This is a genomic window from Sphingopyxis yananensis, from assembly GCF_020687785.1.
In the GTDB taxonomy this organism is placed as follows: Bacteria; Pseudomonadota; Alphaproteobacteria; order Sphingomonadales; family Sphingomonadaceae; genus Sphingopyxis; species Sphingopyxis yananensis.
This window is the reverse complement of the sequence record NZ_JAJEWI010000012.1, coordinates 96,787-109,895: the sequence shown is the minus strand read 5'-3', so window position 1 is coordinate 109,895 and position 13,109 is coordinate 96,787. Positions and strand designations below refer to the sequence as shown.

The following is a 13,109-nucleotide window of genomic DNA, read 5'->3' as shown; positions in this document are numbered from 1 at the left end:
GGCGTTGCGCTGGAATTTTATCCGGTATCGCAAATCCCATCCCTTTCAGCGGCGCTGGCGTTGGTGCAGGCAGTCGGACGGCCCCAGCGTGTGGGCGTGAATGTGGACCTGTTGCATTTGATGCGTTCTGGCGGAAGCGTGGCCGAACTGGCGGCGGCGCCCGCCGATATGATCCTATATGCCCAATTATGTGATGGACCTGCGATTTGTGCGGCCCCCACTTTTGATGAAGAAGCCTCCACCGCACGCATGTTGGCAGGGGAAGGGGTTTTTGATCTGGCGGCCTTTGTCGCGGCCTTGCCGCAAGATTGTCCGATCAGCGTCGAATTGCCGCGCAATCATGCCATTGGCACGGAAACACGGACACAGCGTGTTGCCCAAGCGGTGGACGGGATGCGTGCCGCCATCGCTCGGGCAAAAGCCAATCGTTAAGCGCTTTTCAACTGGGCCAGTTCGTCGGCGGTCAAGACCAAGGTCGCGGCCTTGATGCTGGCGTTCAGTTGATCGACACTGGACGCACCAAAGATGGGCACGGTTTGGTGCGGCTGGTTCAGCAAATAGGCCAACACCACTTCATTGATGGTGCGGCCATGCGTTTCTGCCAAACCTTTGGCCACGGCAAAGCGGCGCGCATTGGCGGGATTGGCATAGCGCGCCGCCAATTGTTCGCCGATGACATCCGCGTCTTTTTCCAATTTGGTGAAATAGCCGCCGCTTTGCGCAGCATAAGCGATGATCGGCAGGCCATCGGCATGAATGGCTTCATATTCGCCTTCATAATGATGCACATAGCCTTGCTGGGCCGCTGCCGCGACATCTGGCAGGGCCAAGCCCCAGAATGTTTCCGATGCCACAAAACCGGCTTTGCCCAAGGATGCGGCATAAGCATTGGCGGCTTGCAAGCGGCTGGCCGACCAGTTGGACGCCGCAAAATGACGAATGCGTCCGGCTTGGCGGTGGGCAATCAGCGCGTCGATGATCGGTTCAACGGGGGCGTCTGGATTGTCCATATGGACGAAATATAGGTCGATAGTGTCGATGCCCAGATGGTCGAGGCTTTGCGACAGATCGGCCTCCAGATCGGCGGGGGTGACGCGGTTGCGATAATCGCCAACGCGCATATCGAAAAAGCCGCCCTTTGTCGCAATGACAAAATCGTCCCGCTTTTGGCCTTTTAGCCACGAACCAATGGCGCGCTCGCTTGCGCCGATGGGCGCGTCGGGCATCCAGTCGCCATAGGAACGGGCGGTGTCGATGAAATTGCCGCCCTGCGCAGCAAAGCTATCGAGAATGGCATTGGAGGCGCCTTGATCCAGCATCCAGCCCAGCATGTTGGTGCCATAGCAAAGACGGCTGACGGTCAAATCCGTTTTGCCAAGGGTGACTTTATCTAACATCTTCATCTCCGAGGGTTGAACATAGCCTAGCCCGTTCAACCCCAATATAATCTTCGTTTATCAACGAGCCGGACTTAACCAGCCTTCCATTGGATGAGGTGGGAGATATCTTTGCGCTCTTCGGGCTTCAGGCCATGTTTGGCCAGATAATGGGATGTCACCGTAATATTATCGTCCAGCGGCTGGTTCAATTCGATCACCCGATCATATTCGGTATGGGCAATTTTCCAGCTGTTGGCGACTTTGCGATAGCGATCTTTGTAAATGGCTGTTCCGATGCAGTGATTCCGGCTTTTCAGGTCGATAAAAATATCTTCCAAATACCAGATGCCGGTTGCGGTGGTGTCGCCGGTCAATTGAATATCGGGCATATGGCCGTGGTGCATCGCCAAGGAGTCCGAGTTGAAGCTGCTGGCCAGAAACTCCATCATATTGGCATGACCAGCCAATTGAACGCGATAACCATCGCTGCGATAATCCACGGTGATATCGTCGGTAAACAAGGTCGACAACAAGGCCATATCGGCGGTGTCGATGGCCCGAAAATAACGATGCTTCAATGTTTGAATATCGTGGAAATCGGACAATTGTTGCAGTGTATATGCCATGTTATGCTTTCTCTTGCTCGGCGCGATACATCATTTCAGCGCGGGCTTTCAGCGCGCGGGCGCTGTCATCAAATGCACGCTTGACCCATGGGCCAGCGAAGTTGAACACATGGATGCCATTGGCCCCCAAAAATGCGTCGGTGGAGATATAGCGGCAGCTATTTTCACCTGTTTTTTCGATGACTTGGTCACGGCGTGCGGGATAAGGCCAGAAGTCGCTGTGCAGCATTTCCCAGCTCAGCATCTGATCTTCGTCTTTGGCGCACACATATTCCAAATTGGGCACCAAAGTGCCGGGCACCGCATAGCTCCACAGCGTCATTTCCACGGCGGCACCCATTTCCAAGGTCGACACCGCGCGAATGCAAAAGGGGTTCCATTCGCTGTAGCGCGGCAGGTCGATCAGAATTTGCCACACGATATGGGCGGGTGCATCAATGTCGACGATATCGCTGACCGTGATGGCGTTCGGGTCCAAGCCGGACACGGGATCTTCGGTCAAGGTCGGAACGGATTTCGTCCACTCCCAAAGGGGTGCCTGATCAAGGGAGATGGTCATGCCGGATACCAATCGCCGCCGTTGATATCGAGCGATGCGCCTGTCACTTCGCTGGCATAATCAGACAGCAGGAAATAAATGGCTTTGGCGCAATCCTTGTCGGGCGGAATATGGCCGATGGGGATTTCGGAGGCGCGCTGGGCCATCGCTGCGGGGCCTTCTGCGCCCAAGCTGTCATAATAGGCTTGCAAAGGTGCGCCCATCATCCAGCCCATCAAGGCGGTGTTAAAACGAATGCCGCTGCCCGACAATTCGGTGACCAACTGGCGCGTCATTTGGGCCAAGGCGGCCTTGGACATCGCATAAGCCCCCTCGGCGGGGTTGGCTTTGCGGGTCGCCAAGGTTGATACATTGACGATCGAGCCAGATTTTTGCGCCTTCATGGCGGGCAAAACGGCTTGGGTCATGCGCAGGGGACCGGCAGCATTGACGTCAAAGGCTTGGAGCAATTGGTCAATCGATTGATTTTCCAGCACTGACCAATCGGGGTGATAATAAGCGGAGTTTACCAGCCCATCGATGCGGCCCCATTGGTCAAGCGCGGCTTTGGCAACGGCTTGGCAATCGTCGGCGCTGGATACATCGCAGCGCACGGCAATGGCTTCCCCGCCATTGGCGCGGATGTCAGCCGCTGCCGCTTCAATGGCATCCACAGAACGGGCGGTGATGACGACCTTGGCGCCTTCGACGGCTGCACCGTGGCACATGGCTTGGCCCATACCGGGGCCAGCGCCTGTGATGATGATAACTTTGTCTTTTAAGATCATATTCTTATTATCCTCTCAAAGATGGTTATTATGATGTCGAAAGGGCCGCCTTTGCGCCTGCGCGGCGGCCAAAGAAGGTGCAGTCGGCCAGACTGAGGCCAGAACTATAGCCATGTCCCCATGCTGGCAGGCCAGACGTGCAGCGACCCGCCGCATAGAGGCCTGCTATGGGCTGGCCCGCGCGGTCCAACACTTCGGCGTCGGCGCTGGTGCGCAGACCGCCCAGCGTGAAGAAGCTGAAATAGCTGGTCTCGAAATTCAGTTCCAAGGCAATGAACGGGCCTTGGTCGAGCGGCGTCAAAATCGGCGCGCGCTTGTCGAACAACGGATCACGACCTTCGGCGGCATGTTTGTTGTAAAAAGCCATGGTGGTGCTGAGCGTGCCTTCTGGCATTTCCAGTTCGGCTTCCACTTCTTCCCATGTGTCACCGGTTCCAGCGATGGTGATGCCGGCCAGTTCCAAGGGCTGAACGAAATGCGCGACATCCAGCAATTGATAAACGCGGTCGCCCATTTGATCGACGGCAACGCGGCTGACGCGGCCATGATAGCAATCTTCGTTGATGAAGCGTTGGCCGGCTTGGTTGACGAACACGCCATAAGCATGGCTTTCGGGCATCGTCCACGGGCAGGTGGTGAAAAACTGTTCCATATGAACAGCATCGCCGCCAGCGGCCATACCCAGCATAATGCCGATTCCATCATCCTTGTCGCCAATGGGCGAATTGATTTTAAAGGTTTCGGGGCAATAGCGGCGGCGCATATCTTCGTTCAATGCAAAGCCGCCCGTCGCCAAAACGACGCCTTTGTTGGCGCGGGCAAAATGCAGTTGATTGTCGATCCGGAAGACCGTGCCGACAATGCGTTCACCGTCAGCAATCAGGGCAATGGCGCGGGCATCCACGACGACCTTGGCCCCCAAATCACGGGCGCGCTGTTCCAAAATATCGATCAAGGGGCGTCCACCGCCCCAGCCCATATGTTGGATCACATGACCGCGCGGGGCTGGCTTTGCGACGTTGCAAAAGGGGGCGGCCGCTTCGCTGCCCGACCATATGAGCGTGCTTTCATCGGTGGGTTCAATATGTTTGCCAGGCAAATAATTGCCGCGATACGGAATGCCCTGATCCTTTAACCATTGATAATGGTTCAGCGATTCTGCGGCATAAAGATCGCATTTTGCAGGGTCGTGATAGGGACCGCCTGCGGCCTTGAGATAGGCTGCAAGATCTTCTGTGCTATCTTCGAACCCAGCGGCGCGCTGGGCATCGCTGCCGCCACTGCCGCCAATATAGATTTCGCCGCCCGACAAGGCGCTGGCCCCGCCGCTGCCGCTGTTGCGTTCAAAGATGGTAACGCTGGCTCCGGCGTTTGCCGCTTCGATGGCGGCGCAAACGCCGGTGGCCCCGAAACCAATGATGATCACATCGGTTTCGCTATCCCATTGCGGGACCTCGCTGGCAGGAAAAAGCTGGTGCAGATTGGGCTCGGTCATGCGCGGGTACCGTTCAGCAAGGCACGGGTCAGCGCGGCTTCGGCCACTTCTTGGCCCATGGCGCGCAACATGCCGTCCGTTTTGGCATCCAAGCATTGGCCTTCGGCGTCGAACATGGGCTGAGCCGTGCTGATGGCGACGCCCAGCGGGGTATTCCAACCGCGCAGGGCGTGCACAATGCTGCGCAGTGCGGTCAAGGTCATGACCGCGCCTTGCCAGCCAGCGCCAGTTGCCACCGCGCCGACCGGACGGCCGTGGAAATAGGGCCAATCATCTTTTGACATGTCCTCGACATAGTCGAGCGCATTTTTCACCAGACCGGAAATGCTGCCATGATAGCCGGGCGAACCCAAAATAATGCCGTCTGCGCGGCGCAGCGATGCAATCAAATGATTGGCGGCATCGCTGCGTTCTTTGCGTTCCCATGCATAGATGGGCAGTTCCAATTCGGGACCGCTGATCAACAAGGTTTCTGCCCCGCCAGCGCGGGCCCCTTCCAAGGCGATGTTCAACGCCTTTTCCGTGCTGCTGTTCGGGCTGGTGGTGCCCCCCAGCGCCACGACGAAAGGCCGGGGCATATCCGGCCTTCCTGTGGACGCCAGCTCAATCGCTTTGTTGAGCGTTGTCATATCATTGGCCCCTTTGCCCTTAAGCTTCTTGTGCTTTCAACAGATCCAAGGCGACGTCGACGATCATATCTTCTTGACCGCCCACCATTTTGCGGCGGCCCAGTTCGACCAAGATCGTGCGGGTATCCAAGCCATAGGTTTCGGCGGCTTTTTCCGCGTGGCGCAGGAAGCTGGAGTAAACGCCAGCATAGCCCAAGGCCAAGGTTTCGCGGTCAACACGCACAGGGCGGTCTTGCAGCGGGCGGACCAGATCTTCGGCAGCGTCCATCAAGGCGTTGACGTCGCAGCCATGATTCCAGCCCTTGCGGTCTGCGGCAGCGATGAACACTTCCAAGGGCGCATTGCCAGCACCGGCGCCCATGCCGGTCAGCGATGCGTCGATACGCACCGCGCCGCCTTGGGCCGCCACAATGCTATTCGCCACACCAAGGCTGAGGTTGTGGTGGGCGTGAATGCCGCGCTGGGTTTCAGGCTTCAACACGCGGTCATAGGCTTCGAGACGCGCTGTCACGCCGTCCATATCGAGCGCGCCGCCACTGTCGGTCACATAGACGCATTCTGCGCCATAGCTTTCCATCAGCAAGGCCTGCTGGGCCAAGGCTTCGGGATCGATCATATGGCTCATCATCAAAAAGCCGGATACGTCCATGCCCAAATCGCGCGCGATGCCAATATGTTGCTTGGACACATCGGCTTCGGTGCAATGGGTGGCGACGCGAACCGAACGTACGCCAATATCATAAGCGCGGCGCAGTTCCTCGACCGTGCCAACACCGGGCAGGATCAGTGTGGTGAGCACGCTTTTTTCCAGCACATCGGCCACAGCTTCCAGCCATTCCCAATCGGTATGCGCGCCAAAACCATAGTTGAAGCTGGCACCCGACAGGCCGTCGCCATGCGCCACTTCGATGGCGTCAACGCCCGCTTGGTCCAAAGCCTTGGCGATGGCGGCGACATGATCGACGCCATACATGTGGCGAACAGCATGCATGCCATCGCGCAGGGTGACGTCCTGAATATACAGCTTATCGCCATTTTCGACGTTAAATTTTGCCATGATCTTTTCTTCTCACTCAGGCGCTTAGGCTTTGGCAGCCATGCGACGTTCGGCCATCAATTCGCCAGTGGCTTTTGCGGCGGCGGTCATGATGTCGAGATTGCCGCTATAGCTGGGCAGATAATCGCCAGCGCCTTCGACCTCGAGCATGATCATCGACTTGATGCCGGTGAACTGACCCATGCCGGGGATGTGCAGCGGGTTGTTGTCGCCAAAGCGTTCAAACTGAACTTCTTGCTTCAGGCGGTAACCCGGCACATATTTTTGCACTTCGGCGACCATTTTCTTGACCGATGCGCTGATGTCTTCCTCGCTTGCCCCTTCGGACAAAGTGAAGACGGTATCGCGCATGATCATGGGCGGTTCGGCGGGGTTCAAAATGATGATCGCCTTGCCCTTGGTCGCGCCGCCCACCACTTCAATGGCATTGGCTGTCGTGCGGGTGAATTCGTCAATATTGGCGCGCGTGCCGGGACCAGCCGAACGCGACGAAACCGATGCGACGATTTCGGCATAATGAACTTTGCCGACTTGGCTGACGGCTGCCACCATCGGGATGGTGGCTTGGCCGCCGCAGGTGACCATGTTCACATTGGGCGCATCGAGATTGGCCATCATGTTCACGGGCGGAACTGTGAAGGGGCCAATGGCGGCAGGGGTTAGATCGACCACCTGAATGCCGTCTGCGCGCAGGGCTTCGTCATGGATTTTATGGGCATAAGCGCTGGTCGCATCAAAGGCGATGCCGATTTCGCTATAGCAATCCAGCTTTTTCAGGCCTTCAATACCTTCGTGCGTCGTGGCGATGCCGTGCGAGCGGGCCATAGCCAAGCCTTCGCTGTTTTCGTCGATACCGACGACGGCAGCCAATTCCATATTTTGGGGGTATTTGATCATCTTCATCATCAAATCGGTACCGATATTGCCCGAACCGATGATGGCGGCTTTCACGCGTGCCATGATATTTCCTTATCTTTAGACAAAGCGCGCGACGCTGGTGCCGAGCTTTTGCTCGCCGTCGCTGAGAGTCATTTCAAAAACATCGCCCTTTTGGGCGGGGGCGAGGGGGACGAGGCTGCCGGACAGGATCACATCGCCTGCATTCAGCGTGACGCCATAAGCGCCCAGCGTGTTGGCAAGCCAAGCGACCGCTTGCGCAGGGTCGCCTTGCACCGCATGGCCATAGCCTTCGGACAAAGGCTCGCCATTTTTGGTCACGGCAACATGCAAATTGGGCAGGTCGTGGGCGCTGGGGTCAATCCGTTCGTCGCCCAGCACATAGACGCCGCAGCTGGCATTGTCCGACACCGTATCGACAATGGCGATTTTCCAATCGTCAATGCGGCTGTCCACAATTTCAAAGCAAGGCGCGATGCTTTGCGTCGCTGCCAAAACGTCCGCAGCGGTCACGCCGGGGCCGTTTAGATCGGATTTCAGGATGAAGGCGATTTCGGCTTCGGCGCGCGGGGCGATCAGGCCTTTGGCGTCGACATCAATATCGCCTGCGACATACATCCAGTCGGTCAGAAAGCCGAAATCGGGCTGATGAACGCCCAGCATATCCTGAACAGCTTTGGAGGTAACGCCAATTTTCTTGCCGACCACCTTTTCGCCATCGGCCAAACGGCGCGACAGGAAATTGAGGTTGATGGCATAAGCGTCATCAATGGTCAGCGATGGATCGGTTTCGATCAAAGGCTGGATTGTTTTGCGTTGGCGCAGCGCGTCATACAGCGCCTTGCCATGTGTTTCAGCGATGCTCATGAAGAAACTCTGTCGAATAGCGGTTAAATTCTGCGGCGCGTTCCACTTGCACCCAATGGCCGACGCCATTGAAGGTCACGCAGCGCACATCTTCGCATGAATCGAAGAAATAATTGATGCCAGTCAGCGGCATAAAGCGTTCATTATAGCCCCAGAACAGCAGAATAGGGACCTTTAGTTCGTTCAGGCGCGGGCGCACATTATGGGTGCGCATGCGGACGATCACATCCTTGGGTTGTTGCTTGGCGACGGCGAAACGCTCTGCGACCAAAGCGTCGGTGATATGCTTGGGGTCATACACCAAGCTCTCGCCCAAGGCGCGCTGATCCGCGAGGCTGAAATCAGGGCTGCCAAAGGCCGAACGCATATTGGCGATGCCGGGCATCGCGAAATAAATGTCCAATTCTTCGATGCAGCCAGGGGCCATCAAGATCAGCTTGTCGGTGAATTCTGGGTGATCCAGCGTCAACTGAATGGCGATGCCGCCACCCAGACTATTGCCCACCAACACAGCCTGATCCACACCATGTGCTTTCAGGGCTTCATAGACTGTGTCGGTGAACAAGGTGAGGGTATAATCAATACCCTCGGGCTTGGAGGATGCGCCATAGCCGATCAAATCGGGCAAAATTACGCGATAACCAGCGTTTACAAATGCATCCACATTCTGTCGGAAGTTGGAGAGCCCTGAGGCGCCCGGTCCGCTGCCGTGTAAGAACACGACGGCTGGTCCCGAACCGGCCTCTTGAATGTGAATGTCGTAACCGTCCGATACGCGATATGTTGCAGATTTGATGTCAGCCATGATGCGGCATCCCCCAATAAGTTATTGCTATAATTAGACGAAGGTGAAGCTTGGTGCTTCGCCAGCCATGGTCGCCAGCACATCCGCTGTACGGTTGCCTGGGTCGTTGGCGACGTGCGCACGGGCCGCATTCAAGTCCAGCCAAGGCTGAAGAATGGGGCTGGACATATAAACGGCGCGGCCACCCAGCAATTTGACGATATCGTCCACCAGATCGACCATGCGGCGAACCACGCTGGACGATTGGAAAGCGAACAAGGTCCGGCGTTCCATTGGAATGGCTTCACCGCGCTCGGCATAGTCCATCAATTCTTGGAATTGGGCGCGGTGCGCCATTTCCATTTCGTTGATTTCGGCAATAGCGCGGGCCAAGGCGGCGTGCAGCATTGGGTCGGCCTTGGATGCCTTGCCCGTGTTGCTGGAAACGCGGCTGTTCATGATTTCAATACCAGCCTTTACCGCCGCTCGTGCGCCGCCAAAGGAAGAGGTCGAAACCGACCGCATGAACAATTGCGCCCAAGGCATACGATAAAGCGGGGCATCATGCACAGCCATGCCGGGGTTGTTGCACGTAAAGCCGTCGACGGCACGGTGAGTGCGATGCTCGGGAACGAACACACGCTCTACTTCGATATCAAAGCTGCCCGTGCCTTGCAGACCAAAAACGTCCCACGTGCCCGTGTGGACCTTATAGTCACTGCGCGGCAACAAGAAGGTGCGCATATCCGGCGGACCGCCATTTTCGTCAAAAATGAGCGCGCCTAGCAGCACCCAACCGCAATGGGTCGAACCCGACGAAAAACCCCAACGACCCGATAGATAATATCCGCCTTCGGCTTTTTCGACTTTGCCGACGGGCTGATAGGTGGACGACACCAGCATATCGGGGTTTTCGCCCCAAACATCTTCGGCGGCTTGGGGCGGGAACAAAGCGATTTCATATGGGTGGCAACCCAAAACGCCATAGATCCAACCAGTGGACATGCACCCTTCGGCCAACTGCTTTTGAATGTCGAAAAAGACATTCGGATGCATTTCATAGCCACCAAATTTCTTTGGCTGGAGCACGCGGAAAAATCCGGCAGCGGTCATTTCCGCTACGGTTTCTGCTGGCACGTCATAGTTAAGCGTCGTTTGGCGCGCGCGTTCCCGCAGTGTCGGGATCATTGCGCGAGCGCGCTCAACCAATTCTGCTGGCGTCGGAATTGTGCCTGCGGCCACCCCGTTCGCTGCTGCACTGGACATAAAGAAATTTCTCCCATGATCGACTCAAGCAAACCCATTGAGCATTGCATTCGTAAAAATTGCTGCCATAGGATACGCAAATCGTCAATTGAAAAGCGTATTATCTTTCGATATTGACGATTTCGAATCTGATGAGCCACAAGATGTCGCTGTCTCGCGATGTGTCGACGGCAAATTTGGGAAGGAATGCAGCAGTGGGCAGTGCGATAGCCATAGATCTCAAGGGGCAAGTTGCCATTGTAACGGGCGGGACCCGTGGCTTGGGCCGGCAAATCGCATCGTCTTTGGCCGCAGCGGGGGCAACCGTCGTGGTTTGTGGCCGCAATGCGCCAGAAGATCTGCCGAGCAATTTGCATTTCCAATCTGTCGATATTCGTGACCCCGAACAGGCACAGGCCTTTGTCGCCAATGTGGTGGCAGAACATGGCCGGCTGGATATTCTGGTGAATAATGCGGGCGGTTCGCCCAACGCCGATGCGGCAACGGCCAGCCCGCGTTTTTTTGACGCCATCCTCAAGCTGAACCTGCACGCACCCATGTATATGGCGCAGGCGGCTTATGGCGCAATGAAGGCCGTGGGCGGCGGCAATATTGTGAATATCGCCAGTGTTTCCGGCATTCGTCCATCGCCTGGCACGGCGGCCTATGGCGCGGCCAAGGCGGGCTTGCTGAACTTGACGCAAACGCTGGCCCAAGAATGGGGCCCTGATCAAGTGCGCGTTAACGCGATCATCGTGGGCCTGATGCAAACCGAAACAGCGGAAGCAACCTATGGCGACGCCGAGGCGCAGGCCGAGGTTGGGCGGTCCATGCCGTTGCAGCGCATGGGCACGGGCCATGACATTGCTGGCGCGGTTTTGTGGCTGTGTTCGGAATTGGCGTGCTGGGTAAGCGGCGCGCGTATCAACGTCGATGGGGGCGGCGAGCGTCCTTATTTCCTCGATCTTGTGAAAGGAAGCTAAGCAAATGGGCATCAAAGCCTTGGGCTATGTGGTCATCCGTTCGACCCAGCCGGAAGCATGGGATCAATTCATGATCCAAACAGTCGGCGCAATGCGCGGCAGCGATGCGCCCGAAGGCGTGGATTTTTACCGCGTCGATGATCGCCCATTTCGTTTTTGGGTGGAACGGGGTGCATCGGATGAATTGCTGGCCGCTGCTTATGAAATCGATAATGCGCAAAATTATGCCGATTTGAAAACGCAAATCGCAAATTTGGGCCGACCCGTTGAAGATGGTTCGGCGGCAGAAGCCAAAGCGCGCGGCGTTGGTGAGTTTTTCCGCACAACCGACCCCGCTGGCAATGGCTTGGAATTTTTTCTGGGCGACAGCCGCGATAATGTGGAATTTGTATCGGAAGTCGGCGTTTCGGGCTTTGTGACGGGTGACATGGGCATGGGACATGCCGTGTTTAACGCACCGAATTTCGAAGAAGTGCATGAATTCTACAAAGCCATTGGTTTCCGCAATACCGATATTCCGCGCATCAGCCTGAGCGGCCAGCCCGATGATCCGGGCATGGGTATTGCGTTCATGCATGCGGACAATGGCCGCCATCATAGCGTGGCGATTATCGAAATGCCCGTGCCGCCGTCGCGCTGCGTGCATTTGATGCTGGAAATGAAGACCCAGTCCGATGTGGGCAAATGCTATGATCGTATGCGGATTAACAAGGTGCCAGAAAGCGCCAGCATTGGCCGCCATGTGAACGATCAAACTTTTGGTTTTTATATGCAAACTCCGGGTGGCTTCGATTTAGAAATCGGCGCTGACCCGTTGGTGATCGACCCCCAGACTTGGGAAGCAACTGCGCATCAGCAGCCCAGCGAATGGGGTCATGTTTGGGCCTGGCAAAAGGCCTTGGAAGAGCAGCAGGGAGAAAAAGCGTGACGCTTGATAAGCGGATGAGCGCAGCCGATGTGGTTGCGCAATTGTCCGATGGCATGACCATCGGCATTGGTGGCTGGGCGACCCGCCGCAAGCCGATGGCTCTGGTACGCGAAATCGCGCGCTCGAACCTCAAGGATCTGACCATCGTGGCTGGTTTCGGTGGTCCGGAAATCGGTTTGCTGGCTGCGGCTGGCAAAATTAAGAAGCTGGTTTTTGCTTTTTGTACGCTGGACCAAATTGCTTTGGACCCGCATTTTCGTGCAAGCCGTCAGGCTGGCGCTTATGAAGTGCTGGAACTGGACGAAGGCATGTTCCACTGGGGCCTGCGCGCCGCTGCGATGAACCTGCCGTTCCTGCCCAGCCGTGCTGGCGTGGGTACCGACATCATCAAGCAATCATCGTTTGAATTTAAGACGGTGACCAGCCCTTATGAAGATGGCGAAGAATTGGTCGCAATGCCCGCCATCAAGGTGGACGTGGCCTTGATCCATGCCCATCGTTCGGACGAGCGCGGCAATATCTTGACGCTGAGCGACGATCCCTTGTTCGACGAACTGTTGGTGCGTGCATCGGCCAAGAGCTTTGTCAGCGTAGAAAAGGTCGTGTCGACGGCGGAACTGGACATGCGCAACAATGGCCGTTTTAACTTGGTCGATCGTTGCTTTGTCAATGGCGTGGTGGAACTGCCCTTTGGCGCGCACCCGACCAGCGCTAATCCGGACTATCAGCTCGATCTGAAGCATATCAAAACCTATTGCGACAGCGCGGCTTCGCCGGAAGCATGGGAAGAATATCGCCAAACATATGTTGCTGTCGATCAGGACACATATGTCGCCAATGTTGGTGGTGCTGACGCCATTAACGCGCTGCCCAAGCCGATTTATTAAGGAGCG

Annotated in this window: 15 protein-coding genes; 4 read left to right on the top strand and 11 right to left on the bottom strand. The window is 56.6% G+C overall.

What is annotated here, in order from left to right:
* Positions 1-432 (top strand): sugar phosphate isomerase/epimerase family protein (locus LKO31_RS14915; RefSeq protein ID WP_227691371.1); only part of this gene is annotated, 432 nt, incomplete at its 5' end.
* Here the strand turns inward: LKO31_RS14915 and LKO31_RS14910 are convergent.
* The 11 genes from LKO31_RS14910 to LKO31_RS14860 all read right to left on the bottom strand — a co-directional run bounded on the left by LKO31_RS14910 (position 429) and on the right by LKO31_RS14860 (position 10,326).
* On the bottom strand, positions 429-1,397 hold the full coding sequence (locus tag LKO31_RS14910) for an aldo/keto reductase (RefSeq protein WP_227691370.1): 969 nt from the start codon (positions 1,395-1,397) through the stop codon (positions 429-431). The genes LKO31_RS14915 and LKO31_RS14910 overlap by 4 nt on opposite strands.
* Before the next feature lie 74 nt (positions 1,398-1,471).
* Complete coding sequence (locus LKO31_RS14905) at positions 1,472-2,005, bottom strand: nuclear transport factor 2 family protein (RefSeq protein ID WP_227691369.1); 534 nt, start codon at positions 2,003-2,005, stop codon at positions 1,472-1,474.
* A 1-nt stretch (position 2,006) separates the two neighbouring features.
* Positions 2,007-2,564, bottom strand: coding sequence for an SRPBCC domain-containing protein (locus tag LKO31_RS14900; RefSeq protein WP_227691368.1), 558 nt, complete (start codon positions 2,562-2,564; stop codon positions 2,007-2,009).
* The gene (locus tag LKO31_RS14895; protein WP_227691367.1) at positions 2,561-3,331 is read right to left on the bottom strand and encodes an SDR family oxidoreductase; all 771 of its coding nucleotides are present in this window, start codon (positions 3,329-3,331) and stop codon (positions 2,561-2,563) included. The genes LKO31_RS14900 and LKO31_RS14895 overlap by 4 nt, the downstream gene beginning before the upstream one ends.
* A gap of 28 nt (positions 3,332-3,359) precedes the next feature.
* Complete coding sequence (locus LKO31_RS14890; RefSeq protein WP_227691366.1) at positions 3,360-4,826, bottom strand: FAD-dependent oxidoreductase; 1,467 nt, start codon at positions 4,824-4,826, stop codon at positions 3,360-3,362.
* On the bottom strand, positions 4,823-5,455 hold the full coding sequence (locus LKO31_RS14885; RefSeq protein ID WP_227691365.1) for an NADPH-dependent FMN reductase: 633 nt from the start codon (positions 5,453-5,455) through the stop codon (positions 4,823-4,825). The genes LKO31_RS14890 and LKO31_RS14885 overlap by 4 nt, the downstream gene beginning before the upstream one ends.
* A 19-nt stretch (positions 5,456-5,474) precedes the next feature.
* Positions 5,475-6,512, bottom strand: a complete 1,038-nt coding sequence (gene dmpG / locus LKO31_RS14880; protein WP_227691364.1) for a 4-hydroxy-2-oxovalerate aldolase — start codon at positions 6,510-6,512, stop codon at positions 5,475-5,477.
* 24 nt (positions 6,513-6,536) lie between these two features.
* Entirely contained in the window at positions 6,537-7,472 is a 936-nt protein-coding gene (locus tag LKO31_RS14875) for an acetaldehyde dehydrogenase (acetylating) (RefSeq protein ID WP_227691363.1), read from the bottom strand.
* A gap of 15 nt (positions 7,473-7,487) precedes the next feature.
* Complete coding sequence (locus LKO31_RS14870; RefSeq protein WP_227691362.1) at positions 7,488-8,276, bottom strand: fumarylacetoacetate hydrolase family protein; 789 nt, start codon at positions 8,274-8,276, stop codon at positions 7,488-7,490.
* Positions 8,263-9,081: an alpha/beta fold hydrolase gene (locus tag LKO31_RS14865; RefSeq protein ID WP_227691361.1), complete on the bottom strand. Its 819-nt coding sequence runs from the start codon at positions 9,079-9,081 to the stop codon at positions 8,263-8,265. The genes LKO31_RS14870 and LKO31_RS14865 overlap by 14 nt, the downstream gene beginning before the upstream one ends.
* Positions 9,082-9,114: 33 nt before the next feature.
* Positions 9,115-10,326 carry an acyl-CoA dehydrogenase family protein gene (locus LKO31_RS14860; RefSeq protein WP_227691360.1) on the bottom strand — a complete coding sequence of 404 codons (1,212 nt, stop codon included), beginning with the start codon at positions 10,324-10,326 and terminating at the stop codon, positions 9,115-9,117.
* A gap of 143 nt (positions 10,327-10,469) precedes the next feature.
* Between LKO31_RS14860 and LKO31_RS14855 the strand changes: the two genes are divergently transcribed.
* Genes LKO31_RS14855 through LKO31_RS14845 form a run of 3 tightly spaced genes read left to right on the top strand, consistent with a single transcriptional unit; the run spans position 10,470 to position 13,103 of the window.
* The gene (locus LKO31_RS14855; protein ID WP_227691359.1) at positions 10,470-11,288 is read left to right on the top strand and encodes an SDR family oxidoreductase; all 819 of its coding nucleotides are present in this window, start codon (positions 10,470-10,472) and stop codon (positions 11,286-11,288) included.
* A 4-nt stretch (positions 11,289-11,292) separates the two neighbouring features.
* Positions 11,293-12,216: a VOC family protein gene (locus LKO31_RS14850; RefSeq protein ID WP_227691358.1), complete on the top strand. Its 924-nt coding sequence runs from the start codon at positions 11,293-11,295 to the stop codon at positions 12,214-12,216.
* Positions 12,213-13,103 carry a CoA transferase subunit A gene (locus LKO31_RS14845; protein WP_227691357.1) on the top strand — a complete coding sequence of 297 codons (891 nt, stop codon included), beginning with the start codon at positions 12,213-12,215 and terminating at the stop codon, positions 13,101-13,103. The genes LKO31_RS14850 and LKO31_RS14845 overlap by 4 nt, the downstream gene beginning before the upstream one ends.
* The last annotated feature ends 6 nt before the right edge of the window (positions 13,104-13,109 follow it).

What these genes read in the sequence shown, in the direction of transcription:
- LKO31_RS14910 (WP_227691370.1), bottom strand. Translation starts at nt 1,397, where the DNA reads ATGTTAGATAAAGTCACCCTTGGCAAAACGGATTTGACCGTCAGCCGT.
- LKO31_RS14905 (WP_227691369.1), bottom strand. Translation starts at nt 2,005, where the DNA reads ATGGCATATACACTGCAACAATTGTCCGATTTCCACGATATTCAAACA.
- LKO31_RS14900 (WP_227691368.1), bottom strand. Translation starts at nt 2,564, where the DNA reads ATGACCATCTCCCTTGATCAGGCACCCCTTTGGGAGTGGACGAAATCC.
- LKO31_RS14895 (WP_227691367.1), bottom strand. Translation starts at nt 3,331, where the DNA reads ATGATCTTAAAAGACAAAGTTATCATCATCACAGGCGCTGGCCCCGGT.
- LKO31_RS14890 (WP_227691366.1), bottom strand. Translation starts at nt 4,826, where the DNA reads ATGACCGAGCCCAATCTGCACCAGCTTTTTCCTGCCAGCGAGGTCCCG.
- LKO31_RS14885 (WP_227691365.1), bottom strand. Translation starts at nt 5,455, where the DNA reads ATGACAACGCTCAACAAAGCGATTGAGCTGGCGTCCACAGGAAGGCCG.
- dmpG (WP_227691364.1), bottom strand. Translation starts at nt 6,512, where the DNA reads ATGGCAAAATTTAACGTCGAAAATGGCGATAAGCTGTATATTCAGGAC.
- LKO31_RS14875 (WP_227691363.1), bottom strand. Translation starts at nt 7,472, where the DNA reads ATGGCACGCGTGAAAGCCGCCATCATCGGTTCGGGCAATATCGGTACC.
- LKO31_RS14870 (WP_227691362.1), bottom strand. Translation starts at nt 8,276, where the DNA reads ATGAGCATCGCTGAAACACATGGCAAGGCGCTGTATGACGCGCTGCGC.
- LKO31_RS14865 (WP_227691361.1), bottom strand. Translation starts at nt 9,081, where the DNA reads ATGGCTGACATCAAATCTGCAACATATCGCGTATCGGACGGTTACGAC.
- LKO31_RS14860 (WP_227691360.1), bottom strand. Translation starts at nt 10,326, where the DNA reads ATGTCCAGTGCAGCAGCGAACGGGGTGGCCGCAGGCACAATTCCGACG.
- LKO31_RS14855 (WP_227691359.1), top strand. Translation starts at nt 10,470, where the DNA reads ATGTCGCTGTCTCGCGATGTGTCGACGGCAAATTTGGGAAGGAATGCA.
- LKO31_RS14850 (WP_227691358.1), top strand. Translation starts at nt 11,293, where the DNA reads ATGGGCATCAAAGCCTTGGGCTATGTGGTCATCCGTTCGACCCAGCCG.